Origin of the sequence: Pontibacter chitinilyticus (genome assembly GCF_039748935.1) — a bacterium.
GTDB classification, from domain to species: Bacteria; Bacteroidota; Bacteroidia; order Cytophagales; family Hymenobacteraceae; genus Pontibacter; species Pontibacter chitinilyticus.
In genome coordinates this window covers 320,623-336,255 of the sequence record NZ_JBDIZJ010000004.1, presented here as the reverse complement: position 1 = coordinate 336,255, position 15,633 = coordinate 320,623, and the positions used below count along the sequence as shown (strand labels likewise).

Below are 15,633 nucleotides of genomic sequence, written 5' to 3'. Positions count from 1 at the left end.
TGTTTTATAGTATGGAAACTACCACACTATAGTATAAAGTATCAGAAAAATGTGGTCCGCTTATTACGAAAGGGCGTGAAGTATTCTGTTGCTGCCCTGCAACTCAGAAAGGATTGGTAGCCCAGACGGCTAGCTCCGGTATAAACCCGCGGCTATCCATTTCCAGCGCGCCTTTAATAGCCCATGCAATCTCCTCACCTCGCAGCTTGTTAGGCTTGCTTTCCCGCTCCTGCCGGTCTTCACGGCCAAAAGCAGTGGTTACCTCGCTGGGGTTTATCAGCATCACGCGTATGTCGTAGCGGCGCAGCTCGGCCTGCCAGCTCTGCGTCATGCTGCGGAGGGCAGCTTTAGACGAAGCATAGATGGAGCCGCCTTCATACCCTTTGCTGGCCGCTGTTGAGCCTATGTTGATGATGTTGCCAGCATTCTGTTTTTTGAAGATTTCGGCAGCCTGCGCCGCCATCAGAGCCGCACCAAACACATTAACACGGTAAATTTGCTCGAAATTTGCAATGGTCAGGTCTTCCACTCTTCTGGCTATACCTATGCCTGCGTTGTTGATCAGCACATCCAGCCGGTCATACTTCTCCATAAATACCTCAAAGGTACGCTGCACATCATTAGGGTTGGCTACATCGGCCGTGATGGGCATTGCTCCGATTTCTTCTGCCGCTTTCTGCGTGCGTTCTTTGTCGCGCCCGGTGATGGCCACCGCAGCGCCGTGTTCTACCAGTAGCTTAGCAGTGGCATAACCAATGCCCAGCGTACCACCTGTTATCAGTATGTGTGCGTTCTCCAGTTTCATGTTTGTCTTTTGGAAGTGAAACACTTTTTAACGCAGCAAGGGAGACAGGGTTAACAACCAGCTCCTAAGAACCGATTTTGTATTAAAGAGATGCGGACTACGCAAGATTGTATAGTAGGTTCTGAAAACTTATGGGAAGCTGCTAAAAGGCCGTAGATATTCTTATCTTGTCCTCTGTTTACAGAAAACTGATAAAGTGTGCCGGCAAACATGATATTACACCGAGATGGCCTGGTAGAAATGCAATACGATGCCGCCGTTGATATTCTGAAAGTAAAGTGGCTGGACAGCAAAGGTGCTACCAGGGACGAGTTCGGCTATTCTTTCCAAAAGCTGTTAGAGACTATTCGGAACTACGACATAAAAAAGCTCCTGATCGATTCGCGTGAGGACATAACAGCAGTGACGGATGAGGAGTATAAAGAATTGAATACCACGTTTGCTAACAAACTGGCTGGTACTCGCCTGGCCCGCATTGCCCGTTTGGGAACTACAAACACCAGCCGCGAGAGCTTTGTAGAAGCCTTGGTTGAGGATGTGCTGGCACTACCCGATACGACTGTGGCTTACCATAACTTTTACGACGAGCAGCACGCCACGGCGTGGCTTGTAGCATAAAGCAAGTATACACGCCTTATTTCCGGTTGTCGCCGCCGTGCAGCATACTTAGGTAGCTTTCGTAGCGGGAGAGGGCGATCTCATTGTGGCGCACCGCCTCGATTACAGCGCAGCCCGGCTCATTGAAATGGGTACAGTTATGGAAGCGGCACTGGTTCAGGCGCTCGCGCATTTCCGGGAAATAGTGGCTGAGCTCCGCCGCCGGAATATCTACGATACCAAGCTCCTTTATACCAGGCGTATCGATGATAAACGTGGCGTCATTTACCTCAAACATTTCGGCAAAAGTAGTGGTGTGCACGCCTTTATCCGAAAAATCAGAAATTTCTGAGGTCTTCAGTGCCAGATCTGGCACCAGCAGGTTGATGAGCGTGGATTTGCCTACGCCGGAATGACCAGAGAAGAGTGTTGTTTTGCCTTGCAACAGCGCTTTCAGCGCGTCAATTCCTTCGTTGGTCTGGGCTGAAGTAGCGAGGCTTGAATAACCGATCTGGTCATACAAGAGGCTGATCTGGTGCTGGTAATGTTGCACGTCCTCATCATACAAATCTGTTTTATTAAAGATGAGCGTAGTGGGGATGCTGTATGCCTCAGCTGTTACCAAAAAGCGGTCGATAAAGCCAAACGAGGTGCGGGGCGAAACCAGCGTTACCAGCAGCAGCGCCTGGTCCAGGTTGGCGGCAATAATATGAGCATAAGCTGTTTTGTGGGTGCTCTGGCGGATGATATAGTTTTCGCGATCTTCTATTTTATGGATGACTGCCGTTGCTTCTTCCGTGCCCTCTATATCAAACTCCACCCGATCGCCAACAGCCAGCGGGTTGCTCACTTTCATTCCCTGCAGCTTAAATTTGCCCCGTAGCCGTGCCCGGTGCAGTTGCCCGGCTTCGTCGCGCACCAGGTACCAGGAACCTGTAGATTTTATGATTACTCCTTTCATGTATGCTATTTTAGCAGCAGCGCCACATCGGCCATAATGCGGGCTGTGGCGCCTGCCTGTGCTTGTACGTATTGTTTTCCGGTAGTGGTGATATGCTGCACTGTTTCCGGTGACTGCTGTATGCGTTCAAAAACCTGTAGCAGCTCCTGGGAATTCTGCACCGGAAAAGCGCATTGTAAAGCCACCAGGTCGTGGGCCTCCTGAAATTTATCGTACGTAGGCCCAAAGAACAATGGCAGGCCGAACACAGCTGCTTCGAGGGTATTATGTAGCCCCTTGCCAAAAGCACCGCCGATGTAAGCATAAGTGCCGTAGCTGTATAAAGCCGACAGCATGCCAACATTATCGATCACCAGGATTTTATACTTTGTTACAGTCTGAGCTGTTGCCGTTGAATAGCGTGTGGCCTCTGTGCCAACTGCCTGCATCACGGCATTTATACTTGTCTCGTTTACCTCATGCGGCGCCATGATAAATTTCATACTGGTGCTATACTTTTTTATCAGCGGCAACAGTACCGCTACATCGGCAGGCCAGCTGCTGCCCACTATCATCACCTGCTGCTGTTGTGCAAATGCTTCTACCAGGGGCAAGCGCTGTACCGAAGCCGCTGTTTGCAGCACCCGGTCAAAGCGAGTGTCGCCGGCTACGCTGGCATTGCGGATATTTATACTTTGCAGCAGCTCCAGCGATTGTGCATTTTGAGTGTAAATATGTGTAAAGTAGCGGAGCATCTCGCGGTTGAAGTTGCCGTATGGCTTAAAGAATACCTGACTAGGCCGGAAAATAGCAGAGATAGAGAGGGTAGGGATCTGCCGCTGATGCAACTCCAGCAGGTAATGGTGCCAGAATTCATACTTGACAAACACGGCCAGCTGCGGCTGTACCAGATCCAGAAACCGCTTGGCATTACGGCTGCTGTCCAGGGGCAGGTAGAAAATGTAATCGGCACCGCTATAATTTTTGCGGACCTCGTAGCCCGATGGGGAGAAGAAGGTGAGCAGGATCTTATAATCCGGGTAAGCCTGGCGAAAAGCCTCTATCACAGGCCGACCCTGTTCAAACTCACCCAGGGAGGCGCAGTGGAACCACGCCACCGGTGCGCTGTTACCCTGCAACGCCTCCTGCAGCCGTTCAAACTGGCGTTGGCGTCCCTGCCGCATCTGCCTGGCCTTCGGGTTAAATGGAGCCGCTAATGCCAAGGCCGCTGCATAGGTTCTGATACCGATGTCGTAGAGAAATTTCAAAGTAACTATAAGCTTATGGCTGACAAACGACCTCCTGAGTTCTACAGAACGTGCATGTTTCTGCGGTGCAAATATACGTGATTGCCTTTTGTGAAGAGCGGTTTAGTTTAAGAGTTGCTTCCAAGGGAGGTATTTCGTTTAGGTGGCAGTTTCTCTTTCGCCCAGAACCAATTGCCGAAGTATGGCAAATAGCCAGCACTCTGATACAATTAGCAAGGGCAAATGTTGCCTGCGGGCCTACTCTTTTACATTAGGAGGAAAAACCTAAAACAGTAGGTCTGAAAATAAAACAGCCCCTGCTGTAAGGCAGAGGCTGTTTGTAAGTTGTTGTGAATAACGCTTAGTGGCCTTTGTTGGCCAGGTAGCTGGATACACCTTCTTTTGTGGCTTGCATTCCTTCCTGGCCTTCTTCCCAGTTAGCCGGGCAAACTTCGCCTTTCTCTTCAAAGTACTGCAGGGCATCTACCATACGCAGGGCTTCGTCAATGCTGCGTCCTAGCGGCATGTCGTTTACTACCTGGTGACGTACCACGCCTTCTTTGTCGATCAGGAATAAACCGCGGTAAGCTACGGGCTCCCCAACAAAGGTCATTTCACCTTCCTCGTTATACTCGTAATGGCCGGCCAGCACATCATAGTTTGTGGAGATGGTTTTAGCTGCATCTGCTACCAGGGAATATTTAACACCCTGGATACCACCCTGGTCCTGTGGCGTGTTCAGCCAGGCGAAGTGAGAGAAGTGCGTGTCGGTAGAGCAGCCCACTACGGCTACGCCCTTACGCTCGAAATCCTCCATTCTATCCTGGAACGCGATGATCTCTGTTGGGCAAACAAACGTGAAGTCCATTGGCCAGAAGAAGAAAATAACGTGCTGTTTGCCTATATACTGCTCTAAGGAGAAATTATCCTCTATTTCATCACCATTAACAACTGCTGTAGCTTTGAAAGCCGGTGCTTTTTTACCTACTAATACTGCCATTTACAATTAATCTTAAAATTTATAATCTATTTAGTTACTTGTGAAATACTGATTTGTTTGTCCGGTTCCACTTTATTCCCTGTCAGCTGCACTGCTACGCTCTTTATCTCAAAGTTGCTCATAGCGCGCTTACGAAAGAATGTCGCCAAAAGCTGCTCCAACTCCGGATCTTCAAAATCGATGATCTCTTTGGTGTTGCTGCAGTAAATATGGCTGTGCGGCATCGTGTTTGCGTCGTAGCGCTTGCCACTTTCTTCTGACAGCACACGCAGTACCAGATTATGCTCCACAAAAGCATCAAGGGCCTTGTAGACGGTGCCCAGTGAAATGCTGGGATTAGCCGGCTTAAGCTGCTGGTAAACCTCTTCGGCTGTCGGGTGATGATCATGCAACTCCAGCACAGCCTCATACACTACCATGCGCTGGCTTGTGGCTTTCAGGCCTGCGGCTGCGATGCGTTGGTGGACTTCCTGACGGGTTAACTGCTGCATGTTCTCTTTTTTAGTGGAGAAAAATTCTTATATAAGAATTAATGCTGCAAAAGTAAGTGAAAGACAGCAGTGCTCCAAACCATCAGCAAATAATTCTGCAGGTAGAAGGGTAAAGCAGGTGTAATGCCCGCAGGAGATGCAAACATAAGTATGCAAACCTGTTTGAAGGCAAGGAAACGGCTATGTAGAAGAGCAATAAAGGATAGGAAAATATTCAGGCAATAGGCAAACAGGGCTGAGAATTGCCTGTAATGGTATTGCCGGCAGCAGCAGTACCACTACAGGTAGCATGGCCGCAGCAGGAATTAATTGCATCAAAGTACTGACAGGCGAATTACGCCTGCAGGAAAAGAATGCTTTTAAGCCAGTTTATACTATATGTTGGCAGACTGCTTGTCGTGGTTCACCAAACGGAAATACAGAGATTGCTTCAGGTGCATATTGGACGTATCCATGGCAGGTGTTTCTCCAACTTTTGCATCCTGCGCATTTGCATGTGCGGTCATCTTGGAGACTTTGAGCATGACACCGAAGAAAAGGAGTACAAAAAGAAGAAGAAGCTTTAATACAAAACGGGTTGTAATTTTCTCAGCAGGCTGCATTAGAGTTTGTAAAAGTAAGTTTCATAGGCAAAATTAATTATGCAAAGAAAGTACATTTAAATATATTTATAAAATGAATTTGTATAAATGTTCTAATTTATTTGTACGTAATCAGCATAATGACTTTAGCGGCACACTAACTGAAAAGTAGTGCGGGTGCGCTGTTCTAATAGGATTTCTTTGCCCTGCATAATCTTTTGCAAACTCTCCGCATCATAGTTTTTTATACTATACAGGTACAGGTGCGTGTTATAGTGTATCACAAACTGGTCGTGGAGGGCCTCTATCAGGTGGTGCAGGCGCTCCTGGTAAAAATCAGTGCAAATAGAAAACGAAATGGCGGAGTTCTGCATCAGGTTTATTTTGATCCGCAATTCAGACAGGACGCTAAAAATCGTCTTTAAATTCTTTTCGGAGATAAACGTAAAATCTTTCACACTGAAGGAGATCAGGCATTGGTTTTCTTTGATGATATAGGCTGGTGGCAGCTTCTCAAAACGGCAGTCGCATACTTTGGTGCCTTCGCCGGTTGGGTTCAAAAAAGACTTAACATACAGCGGTATATGCTTGTTAGCCAAAGGTTTTATTGTTTTCGGGTGAATGACAGAGGCTCCGTAATAAGCCATTTCCACTGTTTCCTGATAAGATATCTCCGGGTAACGAACAGTATCTGTAAAGTGCTTGGGATCAGCATTCAGCAAGCCTTCCACATCTTTCCAGATCCACATGCCGGCCGCATCCAGGCAATAAGCAAAAATGGCAGCACTAAAATCGGAGCCTTCCCGGCCAAGGGTGGTGGTGTGGCCGTTGGCAGTACCCCCCAGAAAGCCCTGTGTAACTACCATCTGGTGCTCCAGCAGCGAAGGCAATTCCTGTTTTATCTGCTGTTCTGTACGGGGCCAATTTACCTTGGCTTCGCGCCAGGTGCTGTCGGTTTGTACATATTGGCGGCTGTCGACCCAGGTATTCGGCAGACCTTGCTGCTGCAGGTAACCGTGTAGTATAACCGAAGCAAATAGTTCTCCGAAGCTTACAACCTGATCGTACTGCATATCGTAACTGCCGGACGGGCTGACTGCCAGCAGTGCCTGTTGCAGGGCCTGGTATTGTTGCTCTAATTGGGCATGTACCGGGTTGGCAGCATCTGTAAACAACGCAGCCGCTTCCTGCTGGTGATAGGTCCATATCTGCTGCAGGGCGTCAAGGTAGTCGCTGCCCTGGTAGGCCAGACTAAAAACCTGCTCCAGCGCATTGGTCGTTTTGCCCATAGCTGATACGACCAGCAGCAGTTGTTTTGTGCCGCCATGCACCTGCACGATGTGGGCTAGATTTTGGAAAGCTGCTGCATTTTTAACGGAAGCGCCGCCAAATTTAAATACTTTCATTGCTGTGTAAGTGATGTTCCGCAAAAGTAATGATTTTAGGAAATGCGCCTAAAAACGATAAATTTGTACTATGTAAAATATTTAAATACCCATCTTATGAACGACAAACTTGCACTACCTGTGGGCACTACGCTCGATAGGTTTATCATGAGAAAACAAGAAGATTTTCCGTATGCGTCAGGCGAACTATCGCAGTTGCTGCGAGACATTGCCCTGGCCGGAAAAATTGTGAACCGGGAGATAAACCGTGCAGGCCTGCTGGGAGTTACCGGCGCCCATGGCCAGCAGAATGTGCAGGGCGAAGAGCAGCAGAAGCTGGATGTAATTGCAAACATCCGCTTTATACGGGCCTTACGCAACGGGGGTGAAGTTTGTACCATTATTTCAGAGGAAGAGGATGAGATTATCCAGACTGGCAACACCAAAGGAAAGTATATTGTAGCCATAGACCCGCTGGACGGCTCATCAAATATTGATGTGAATGTATCTATCGGAACAATCTTTTCAATTTACAGAAGAACCTCTAAGGCAGGCCAGGATGGCACCATGGAGGATTGTCTGCAGAATGGCACGCGCCAGGTGGCAGCCGGCTATATTATATATGGATCCTCTACCATGATGGTGTATACGACCGGCAACGGTGTAAATGGCTTTACCTATGAGCCAAGCCTGGGAGAGTTCTTCCTGTCGCACCCCGATATTGTGACGCCCAAAACAGGCACCATCTACTCTATTAATGACGGCAACTTTAACAGCTTTCCGGAAGGCATCAGAGAATACCTGCGCTATTGCCAGCAGCACAACTACTCGGCCCGTTATATCGGCTCGCTGGTAGCTGATTTTCACCGCAACCTGCTCAAGGGGGGCGTCTACATTTACCCGCCTACCACCAAGGCCCCTAATGGCAAGTTGCGGCTCCTTTATGAGTGCAACACGCTGGCCTTTATTGTAGAGCAGGCAGGTGGTAAAGCTACCAATGGTTGCCGCCGCATAATGGAGCTGGAGCCGGAAGAACTGCACCAACGGTGCCCACTGATCATTGGTTCTTCTGAAATGGTAGATATGGTAGAAGAATTCCTGCACGCCGAGATTGCAGTTGAAGCTGGTATGAAAGAGGCCTGATCTACCTGCATCTTACTTATACTTGCCTAGACATAAAAAAGGGCAGCAACTCAGGTTGCTGCCCTTTTTTATGTCTAGGCTATACGGCTTAAGTATAAATTTCCTTTAGTGGACAAAGCCACATGGCTTCGGCATTTAGCGGTTGCTGTACTGCTGCCGGAGCCGGGCTTTTTGTAACTCCCGCTTCACGATCAGCCGGGCAATACGCTCAGCTATTGTCTCGGTATCATCCGCTATCATGGCCTGTTTTACCTGCTGCTCTTCCACATCGATGCGGTACAAAATGTGGAGCAGGCGGTTCATGTCGGTGTGGAGCAGGTGCGCGACCACCCGGGCTACTTTATAACAGAGGGCTTCCTGGTCTGTGGCGGGCAGGTTGTCTACCTCAAACACCTGTTGCAGGCGGCGGGTAGTGCTGATGAGAAGTGCGGAAGCGTCGGGCATACCTTTTAAGTACTTAAAACAAAACCCTCCGGTGGCGGAGGGTTTTGTTTGGGTTATTCTGTGTCTTCTGCCTGCTGGTTTTTGTCGCCAGTTGTAGCTGCAGCAGTTTCATCAGCTTCTGTAAAACCTACATACTGATTTACAATGGAGTACCAGCTCACAAGTTTCTTCATGTCTGATGCATACACCCGGTCTTCGTCATACTCAGGCAAAGCCTCTTCCATAAAGCTCTTCAACTCGGCATTATCCGGCTTATCGCTCACGGGCAGGGTGTCGCCATACTTCTGGTGGATGCGGTCGAACACCTCTGCCAAAGACACTGTGCCTTCCTCATCCGTAGTATAAATAGAAATTTCATCCAGCAACGACATGCGGTGTCGGGCCTGTGCCACTACGGTGCGTGGGTTTTCCTCCAGGCTCTCCACAATAACGCCCGTTCGGGTAGGCTTAACAATGCGGTAAAGTCCGCTCATGCCAGAGATGGCAGCAACTTGTTTTAAATCAATAGGCATAATGAAATATAAAACGGTTATAATTTAAACATGACCGGCATGGTAGCATTTACGCCGTAGCCGGGAGCTTTAAACTTGAGCACCTTCACAGCACGTACTGCTTCTTCGCCGGTGCCGGCGCCGGCATTGCGCAGCACCTTAAAGTTAGAGGTAGAGCCATCTTCGTTCAGCGTAAAGCTGAGGATAACCTCGCCCTGCACACGATTACGTTTGGCTAGCGGCGGGTACTTCAGCTCTTTATAAAGGTCTTTGTACATCGCTTCCACGCCACCTTCATAGAACTCAGCTACCGGAATCACTTTGTCCGGCGTCCATACTTTCTCTTCCTGTGGGGGCTGCTGCTTGGTTTCGGTTGTCTGGGCCGAAGCGCCGAAGGCTGCAAGGGCAAATAAAAGAAACAAAAAAGAAATTTTACTTTTCATATAGGCTAAACATTTAAATTCAACATCACCTGTGGGCTCCAGCTACTCCGGCTTAAATGTAGTACGCTTTGTTACTGCTGCTGCATCTGGGCATTAATCTCAGCAATATACTCCAGTATTTCATCGCGGCCACGCCTGCTGGTCGAAGACGTAAGAAAAATAGGAGGGAGCTCTTCCCAGGTTTCCAGCAGTCTACGCTTGTAAGCCGCAAGAGTTGAATCCGTTTTAACGGAAGACTGCTTGTCGGTTTTAGTAAAAACAAGTACAAAAGGCACGCCAGTTTTACCCAGGTACTCCATAAATTCCAGATCCTGCGCCTGCGGCTTGTGGCGCGAGTCGATGAGCACAAACACGCAGGTCAGGTTTTCGCGGTGCTGCATGTAATAGTTGATCATCCGGCGCCATTCTTCGCGCGAGCCCTTGCTGACCTTGGCATACCCATAGCCCGGCAAGTCTACCAGGTACCACGCATCGTTGATAAGAAAGTGGTTGATGAGCTGTGTTTTGCCAGGCGAAGCAGAGGTTTTAGCCAGCCCTTTCTGCTCGGTAAGCATATTGATAAGCGATGACTTGCCTACGTTGGAGCGCCCGATAAAAGCATACTCCGGTTTATTGGGCGTTGGGCAGAGCTCCACTTTGGTATTGCTCATCAAAAACTTGGCTTCCTTAATGATCATCTTATCTGGTTTAAGGCAGTATAGTCACTATTTGCCTGTTAATATTAGAGTATACCTATGTGTTTATTACCTTTAGCCTGGTTCTGAAGCAGGTTAGGTTCTGGCACCTCAAAGGTACTATTTATTTTTCCAAACATGAAGTACAGGCACTTTTTACCAATTCAGGATTCGGGTGTGTTAATGCCTGCGGGCGCCAAAGCGTTTGGACCTGTGATAAGCGTGTGGCTGCTGTTGCTGGCCATGCTGCTAACGGTACACATCACCTTGGCCGGGCCGGTGCACCATTACCTCCGCCAAGCCGATAAAGCTTTTGCGGTAGAAGATTATGCACTAGCGGCTGAGCTGTATGCCCGCGCCGTAGAAGCCGACCCGCAGAGCGTGCAAGCGAACTATAAGCTGGGGATAGCTTACCTGGAGCTGCGGCTTCCTAAAAAAGCAAAGCTATACTTTGTCCGGGTACAAAAGCTGGACCCCAGAATAGGCGAGAAACTGTTGCTATACCTGGCCGATGCCTGCCAGCAGGATTATGACTTTGCCTCTGCTAAAACCTACTACCAGCAGGAGCTGCTGAAAACAGGTCGCAATGAAACTATGTACCGCGCTCAGTTGGCGAAGCGGCTGGAGGAGTGCGCTGCCGGTGAAGCAATGGCCGTCCTGCCACCGCTGGCTGATGTGGTAAATGCCGGCCCGGCCATCAACTCGCGCTTTGCCGACTATGTGCCCGTGCTGCTGCCCGGCGATAGTGTGCTACCTTATACCAGCCGACGCCCGACCAAGCGTAAGTTTGCCGATGCCGCAGGAGTAGAGCAGGTACGCATCAGCCGGCAGTGGCAACATGCCTGGCAGCCATCTACCCTGTTCCTTGATACTGATGCAGCCTTACCGGCACAGGCAATGGTTTCGGCGGCGGCAGATGGGCAGGAGTTGTACACATTCTTTCAGGGTAAAGGCTTGTACCGCGCGCAGTGGCAGCAGAACGGCTGGACGAAGCCGGAGCCGTTGGGGGCACCGTTCAACAAGGGCGGCATCGTATACTCGTTAGCTGTTACGGCTGATGGCCGTTTTGCTTTCTTTTCCAGCGATCGCCCCGGGGGTATGGGAGGCCTGGACCTATACATGAGCTACAGGCAGGAAGATGGCAGTTGGAGCGAAGCGCTTAACCTGGGGCCTTCCGTTAACACGCCGTACGACGAAGATGCCCCGTTTGTAGATGCCGCCACAAACACCTTATACTTCAGCTCCCGCGGGCATAACAGCATGGGCGGCTTCGATATATTCAGATCCACGCTTCAGCAGGCAGTGTGGGCGCAGGCACAAAACCTGGGCCTGCCTGTCAACTCACCCCAGGACGATGTATACTTTACTTTGAGCGCCGACAGGAATACCGCCTATTTTTCGTCTGATAGGCCGGGTGGCTTTGGTGCGAAGGATATTTACCAGATTATTTTCCGGAAATAGTGTTCTAACATACTTATTAAGAGGAGGAAGGAAAGGAAAGCACAATGAAAATTATACCTGTTTTTTTCGTTTGCTGTATCTTTTATTTTATATATTTGTGACTTGTTAAAATAAATATTATTTATTTCATACTTATACTTTACTTTGATGCGGGTTATGTTGGATAAAGCGGTGCTTGCCAACTTAGCTGCATAGCAATGCAAACAACGCGTTTATTAAAAAGTATAAATTAAGACATATACTGATTTTAATATTGTACGTATACAAGCAAAGCCAGTCATTGAGTCTGATGTATTACACAAAGCATTACGCCTTTCTAAATATTTATTGCCAGGGAATTATATAAAACTTTTACACATGAATCATTTTGCCAAGTCGTTCTCACGGCTTTCTTTGCTCCTGCTGATGGTGTGCCTTTTCGCAGCCGCTGCTTCAGCCCAGAGCACCAGAAAACAATTACGGTCCGCAAACAAGTTTTTCGATAAAGAGAATTACCGCGAGGCAATTCCTTTTTACGAGCAGGTGCTGGCAAGCGATCCAAACAATGCAAAAGCGCTTTATTATGCCGGTATCAGCTACATGACCTTTGATAAGGAGAAGGCGGCGGATTACCTCTACCGTGTGCAGAAGCTGAAGCCGAATATCGACAAGGACCTGGAGTATTGGCTGGGACGCGTGGATCATATCAACTACCGGTTCGACAGCGCCATAGATCATTTCCAGAAGTACCAGAAAACGGTAAAAAAGCGCAATGAAGAGCGCCGGGAGGAAGTGGCACAGCTGATCAAGTATGCCAAAAGCGCTAAAAAAGAAGTGGCTAACCCGAAAGATGTGTTTGTGAAAAACCTGGGCGGCACAATTAACACCGCTTACTCGGAGCATAGCCCTGTTATTTCGTCGGACTTCAATTACCTGCTGTTTACCACCCGTGCCCAGAACGTAACAGGAGGCAAAGAGGCCCGCGACGGCGAATTTTACGAAGACATTTTTGAGACCAACCGCCTGGGTGAAGATGAGTGGGAGAAGCCGCGTGCAGTGCCAGGCGCCCTGAATAGCCCCGGCCACGATGCCTCGATCCAGTTATTTGACAACGACACTAAAATGCTGATGTACCGCTCCGAAAATAACGGCGACATTATGGTGGCAGAACGCCAGCCAGATGGCAGTTGGGGAGCACCGAAGAGCATTGGCAGCAACATCAACAGCCAGGACTTTGAATCGGACGCCTACATTTCACCGGACGGACAGACGCTGTTCTTCTCGACCAGCCACTACTCTGAAAATGGAGACCTGGACCTGTATGTAGCCAAGCGGGCTGCGAACGGAAACGGATGGCAGACACCCAAAAGCTTGGGCACAACCATCAACACGCCTTACGACGACGATAGCCCATACCTTGCTGCGGACGGCACGCTGTTCTTTGCATCACGTGGCCATAACTCAATGGGTGGCTATGATATCTTCTCGGCCAAGTATGATTCTGTGGCCAGAAGATGGGCGCGCCCCGTAAACCTGGGTTCGCCAATCAATACGCCGGATGATGATACCTACTACCGTTTAGCGCCGGATGGCAGCTATGCTTACCTGTCGTCTTACCGCATTGGTGGCTACGGCGAGAAAGATATTTATACGATTAACTACATCCGCACTACCAATGTAAACGGGCAGGTGTTCTCACTGCGCGACAGCACAGTTATCCCTGGTGTAGAGTTGCTCTTTAATGGCTTGCAGGCTGATAAACGTCCGATTGCTTACCGCGACGTAACCAAACCAGACTCCGGCGCTTATGCCGTGCAGGTGCTGTCAGGACGCAAGTATCAGGTGCAGCTGTCTAAAGATAACAAGCAGATTGCAACGGCCGAGCTTGACGTGCCGGTTAGCCTGAGCGATACCACCAACCTGACACATAATTTCTACATCGATTATGTCGATACCACCGGGGCTGTTGCAACAGGTCGTTTTGCGCTGCAGAACATCTACTTCGAAACAGACAAGTATGCTCTGCGTCCGGAGGCTTTGGGAGAACTGGACAGAATTGCGCAGATCCTGAAAGATAATCCTGGTATCAACATCAGCATACAAGGCAACACCGACTCCCGTGCAACAGACGAGTATAACATGACGCTGGGCCAGAACCGTGCTGATGCGGCTTTCGATTATCTGGTAAAACAGGGCATTTCGCCGAAGCGCATGGTAACAGTAAGTTACGGCGAACGCCGTCCGGCTGTACCTAATACTTCGGAAGAAAACATGCAGCTGAACCGCAGAACCGAGTTCAAGGTGATTCCAAGAGAAGACCAGGCACAGCAGAGCCTGTAATACCTATAGCAGCGGCACAGCAGCCACTGACATCCTTCTAAAACCGGCCAGGCCTACACGCCTGGCCGGTTTTTTTATAATTCGGAACATATTCCGTGAAATATAGTTTTAGGAACAGTATTTTTGCCTGAACTATACTTTACAACAAGCCCATGGCGGTAGTACCTTATAAAGACCAGAACGAGAACAAGAAGCAGCAGGTAGCCACGATGTTTAACAACATCGCCGGCAAGTATGATTTCCTGAACCACTTCCTGAGCGCTGGTATTGATATTATCTGGCGCAAAAAAGCGGTAAGCCTACTGCAGGCTCAAAAGCCGAAGCTGGTGCTGGACATTGCCACCGGCACCGCTGATTTCGCGATAGAAGCCCTCAGCCTGCACCCCGATAAAGTGGTGGGCGTGGATATTTCGGAGGGCATGCTGGCCGTAGGGAGGGAGAAATTACTTAAACGCGGGCTCTCGGATAAGATCGAACTGAAGTATGGCGACTCCGAAAACCTGCCGTTTGCCGATAATACCTTCGATGCCATTACGGTAGCCTTCGGAGTACGTAACTTTGAGAACCTGGCCAAAGGACTTGCTGAAATGAACCGTGTGCTGAAACCGGGCGGCACAGCTGTCGTACTGGAGTTCTCGAAGCCGCGGGCTTTCCCGATGAAACAACTCTATCAATTTTATTTTAAGAACATACTACCGGTGGTAGGTAAAATCGTTTCAAAGGACAACGCCGCCTATACCTACCTGCCCGAATCTGTGCAGGCGTTCCCGGACGGGCAGGAGTTTATCAATATCTTTGAAGCAGTTGGATTTAAAAGCACAAAATGGCATTCACTTACATTCGGTATCAGCTCCATTTACACAGGCAAAAAATAACGATACTTGGCTTTATGGCTTTGCTGCTGTTGGGCGGTCATACAGCCATCGCCCAAGAAAAAATTAAAGGCGAAAACAAACCCGGCTACGACGACAAGCCCATCCACTATGGCTTTTACCTGGCCCTGCCCGCCACCCGCTATAACCTGCAGCACTCGCAATGGTATGCCGACCAATTGGCCGGCGCCGATGCTTCGGGCGCCGATTACTTAACAGCAAATACCAAAACCAACTTCGGCCTTTATACAGGGCTGGTACTGAATGTGCGCCTGGCGCAATACCTGGATGCCCGTTTTGTACCGGGCGTAGGCTTTTACGGCCGGCCGATTGTGTTTACCAACACCCGGGCCGAGGACGAAGAAGATATTCAAACTGTTAGCTCTACCGTAGTGGAGCTGCCTTTGCTGCTGAAGTATAAAGCCCGCCGCCGCGGCAATTTCCGGATGTATTTTGTGGGAGGGCTTAAGCCTGCGATAGACCTGGGCAGCGGGAAAAACAGCCCGGAGAATGTAGATGAGAACCTGATACAGGTAAACAAGTATGACCTGGCCATAGAGTATGGCGTAGGACTGGATATCTTTTATCCATACTTTAAGTTTGCGCCGGAGCTGCGCTTCTCACAGGGTTTGCTGAACATGCACAAGCCCATCAACGACGATGCGCAGACCTATAGCCGGAGCATAGATCGGCTTACCACCCGAAACGTTTCACTGATTCTGTTCTTTGAATAAAACATA

Annotated in this window: 17 protein-coding genes; 6 read left to right on the top strand and 11 right to left on the bottom strand. The window is 49.3% G+C overall.

The genetic code is table 11. The features are described 5' to 3' along the window. Positions 1 to 103 precede the first annotated feature (103 nt). Positions 104 to 805, bottom strand: a complete 702-nt coding sequence (locus tag ABDW72_RS09630; RefSeq protein WP_347158334.1) for an SDR family oxidoreductase — start codon at positions 803 to 805, stop codon at positions 104 to 106. A gap of 210 nt (positions 806 to 1,015) precedes the next feature. Between ABDW72_RS09630 and ABDW72_RS09625 the strand changes: the two genes are divergently transcribed. Continuing rightward, on the top strand, positions 1,016 to 1,423 hold the full coding sequence (locus tag ABDW72_RS09625) for a hypothetical protein (RefSeq protein WP_347158333.1): 408 nt from the start codon (positions 1,016 to 1,018) through the stop codon (positions 1,421 to 1,423). A 16-nt stretch (positions 1,424 to 1,439) separates the two neighbouring features. On the opposite strand, the gene rsgA is transcribed toward ABDW72_RS09625, so the two are convergent. The 6 genes from rsgA to ABDW72_RS09595 form a co-directional block, all read right to left on the bottom strand. Continuing rightward, positions 1,440 to 2,363: a ribosome small subunit-dependent GTPase A gene (gene rsgA, locus ABDW72_RS09620; protein WP_347158332.1), complete on the bottom strand. Its 924-nt coding sequence runs from the start codon at positions 2,361 to 2,363 to the stop codon at positions 1,440 to 1,442. A 5-nt stretch (positions 2,364 to 2,368) separates the two neighbouring features. After that, positions 2,369 to 3,610, bottom strand: coding sequence for a 3-deoxy-D-manno-octulosonic acid transferase (locus tag ABDW72_RS09615; protein ID WP_347158331.1), 1,242 nt, complete (start codon positions 3,608 to 3,610; stop codon positions 2,369 to 2,371). A gap of 340 nt (positions 3,611 to 3,950) precedes the next feature. Continuing rightward, positions 3,951 to 4,589, bottom strand: coding sequence for a peroxiredoxin (locus ABDW72_RS09610; protein ID WP_347158330.1), 639 nt, complete (start codon positions 4,587 to 4,589; stop codon positions 3,951 to 3,953). A gap of 26 nt (positions 4,590 to 4,615) precedes the next feature. Next, on the bottom strand, positions 4,616 to 5,080 hold the full coding sequence (locus tag ABDW72_RS09605; RefSeq protein ID WP_347158329.1) for a Fur family transcriptional regulator: 465 nt from the start codon (positions 5,078 to 5,080) through the stop codon (positions 4,616 to 4,618). Positions 5,081 to 5,454: 374 nt separating this feature from the next. Next, positions 5,455 to 5,604, bottom strand: coding sequence for a hypothetical protein (locus ABDW72_RS09600; protein ID WP_347158328.1), 150 nt, complete (start codon positions 5,602 to 5,604; stop codon positions 5,455 to 5,457). 203 nt (positions 5,605 to 5,807) lie between these two features. Then, positions 5,808 to 7,067: an aspartate kinase gene (locus tag ABDW72_RS09595; RefSeq protein WP_347158327.1), complete on the bottom strand. Its 1,260-nt coding sequence runs from the start codon at positions 7,065 to 7,067 to the stop codon at positions 5,808 to 5,810. Positions 7,068 to 7,163: 96 nt separating this feature from the next. Here ABDW72_RS09595 and fbp point away from each other — a divergent pair, with 96 nt between their 5' ends. Further along, positions 7,164 to 8,189: a class 1 fructose-bisphosphatase gene (gene fbp, locus ABDW72_RS09590; protein WP_347158326.1), complete on the top strand. Its 1,026-nt coding sequence runs from the start codon at positions 7,164 to 7,166 to the stop codon at positions 8,187 to 8,189. A gap of 135 nt (positions 8,190 to 8,324) precedes the next feature. Here the strand turns inward: fbp and ABDW72_RS09585 are convergent, their stop codons facing one another. The 4 genes from ABDW72_RS09585 to yihA form a co-directional block, all read right to left on the bottom strand. Next, complete coding sequence (locus ABDW72_RS09585; RefSeq protein ID WP_347158325.1) at positions 8,325 to 8,633, bottom strand: hypothetical protein; 309 nt, start codon at positions 8,631 to 8,633, stop codon at positions 8,325 to 8,327. A gap of 53 nt (positions 8,634 to 8,686) precedes the next feature. After that, positions 8,687 to 9,145, bottom strand: coding sequence for a DUF5606 family protein (locus ABDW72_RS09580; protein ID WP_347158324.1), 459 nt, complete (start codon positions 9,143 to 9,145; stop codon positions 8,687 to 8,689). Positions 9,146 to 9,162: 17 nt separating this feature from the next. Further along, complete coding sequence (locus ABDW72_RS09575; protein ID WP_347158323.1) at positions 9,163 to 9,567, bottom strand: energy transducer TonB; 405 nt, start codon at positions 9,565 to 9,567, stop codon at positions 9,163 to 9,165. Between the two features lie 71 nt (positions 9,568 to 9,638). After that, on the bottom strand, positions 9,639 to 10,244 hold the full coding sequence (gene yihA / locus ABDW72_RS09570) for a ribosome biogenesis GTP-binding protein YihA/YsxC (RefSeq protein WP_347158322.1): 606 nt from the start codon (positions 10,242 to 10,244) through the stop codon (positions 9,639 to 9,641). Between the two features lie 135 nt (positions 10,245 to 10,379). Here yihA and ABDW72_RS09565 point away from each other — a divergent pair, with 135 nt between their 5' ends. The 4 genes from ABDW72_RS09565 to porT all read left to right on the top strand — a co-directional run bounded on the left by ABDW72_RS09565 (position 10,380) and on the right by porT (position 15,627). Then, the gene (locus tag ABDW72_RS09565; protein ID WP_347158321.1) at positions 10,380 to 11,702 is read left to right on the top strand and encodes a hypothetical protein; all 1,323 of its coding nucleotides are present in this window, start codon (positions 10,380 to 10,382) and stop codon (positions 11,700 to 11,702) included. A 357-nt stretch (positions 11,703 to 12,059) separates the two neighbouring features. Further along, positions 12,060 to 14,021, top strand: a complete 1,962-nt coding sequence (locus tag ABDW72_RS09560; RefSeq protein ID WP_347158320.1) for an OmpA family protein — start codon at positions 12,060 to 12,062, stop codon at positions 14,019 to 14,021. Positions 14,022 to 14,173: 152 nt separating this feature from the next. Then, the gene (ubiE, locus tag ABDW72_RS09555) at positions 14,174 to 14,896 is read left to right on the top strand and encodes a bifunctional demethylmenaquinone methyltransferase/2-methoxy-6-polyprenyl-1,4-benzoquinol methylase UbiE (RefSeq protein ID WP_347158319.1); all 723 of its coding nucleotides are present in this window, start codon (positions 14,174 to 14,176) and stop codon (positions 14,894 to 14,896) included. 14 nt (positions 14,897 to 14,910) lie between these two features. Beyond that, positions 14,911 to 15,627, top strand: coding sequence for a type IX secretion/gliding motility protein PorT/SprT (porT, locus tag ABDW72_RS09550; RefSeq protein WP_347158318.1), 717 nt, complete (start codon positions 14,911 to 14,913; stop codon positions 15,625 to 15,627). The last annotated feature ends 6 nt before the right edge of the window (positions 15,628 to 15,633 follow it).

Bases quoted from the DNA above. Each gene is read 5' to 3' on its own strand.
- porT (WP_347158318.1), top strand. From the start codon at position 14,911: ATGGCTTTGCTGCTGTTGGGCGGTCATACAGCCATCGCCCAAGAAAAA.
- fbp (WP_347158326.1), top strand. From the start codon at position 7,164: ATGAACGACAAACTTGCACTACCTGTGGGCACTACGCTCGATAGGTTT.
- ABDW72_RS09605 (WP_347158329.1), bottom strand. From the start codon at position 5,080: ATGCAGCAGTTAACCCGTCAGGAAGTCCACCAACGCATCGCAGCCGCA.
- ABDW72_RS09625 (WP_347158333.1), top strand. From the start codon at position 1,016: ATGATATTACACCGAGATGGCCTGGTAGAAATGCAATACGATGCCGCC.
- ABDW72_RS09585 (WP_347158325.1), bottom strand. From the start codon at position 8,633: ATGCCCGACGCTTCCGCACTTCTCATCAGCACTACCCGCCGCCTGCAA.
- ABDW72_RS09600 (WP_347158328.1), bottom strand. From the start codon at position 5,604: ATGCTCAAAGTCTCCAAGATGACCGCACATGCAAATGCGCAGGATGCA.
- ABDW72_RS09580 (WP_347158324.1), bottom strand. From the start codon at position 9,145: ATGCCTATTGATTTAAAACAAGTTGCTGCCATCTCTGGCATGAGCGGA.
- yihA (WP_347158322.1), bottom strand. From the start codon at position 10,244: ATGATCATTAAGGAAGCCAAGTTTTTGATGAGCAATACCAAAGTGGAG.
- ABDW72_RS09575 (WP_347158323.1), bottom strand. From the start codon at position 9,567: ATGAAAAGTAAAATTTCTTTTTTGTTTCTTTTATTTGCCCTTGCAGCC.
- ABDW72_RS09595 (WP_347158327.1), bottom strand. From the start codon at position 7,067: ATGAAAGTATTTAAATTTGGCGGCGCTTCCGTTAAAAATGCAGCAGCT.
- rsgA (WP_347158332.1), bottom strand. From the start codon at position 2,363: ATGAAAGGAGTAATCATAAAATCTACAGGTTCCTGGTACCTGGTGCGC.
- ABDW72_RS09560 (WP_347158320.1), top strand. From the start codon at position 12,060: ATGAATCATTTTGCCAAGTCGTTCTCACGGCTTTCTTTGCTCCTGCTG.
- ABDW72_RS09565 (WP_347158321.1), top strand. From the start codon at position 10,380: ATGAAGTACAGGCACTTTTTACCAATTCAGGATTCGGGTGTGTTAATG.
- ABDW72_RS09610 (WP_347158330.1), bottom strand. From the start codon at position 4,589: ATGGCAGTATTAGTAGGTAAAAAAGCACCGGCTTTCAAAGCTACAGCA.
- ubiE (WP_347158319.1), top strand. From the start codon at position 14,174: ATGGCGGTAGTACCTTATAAAGACCAGAACGAGAACAAGAAGCAGCAG.
- ABDW72_RS09630 (WP_347158334.1), bottom strand. From the start codon at position 805: ATGAAACTGGAGAACGCACACATACTGATAACAGGTGGTACGCTGGGC.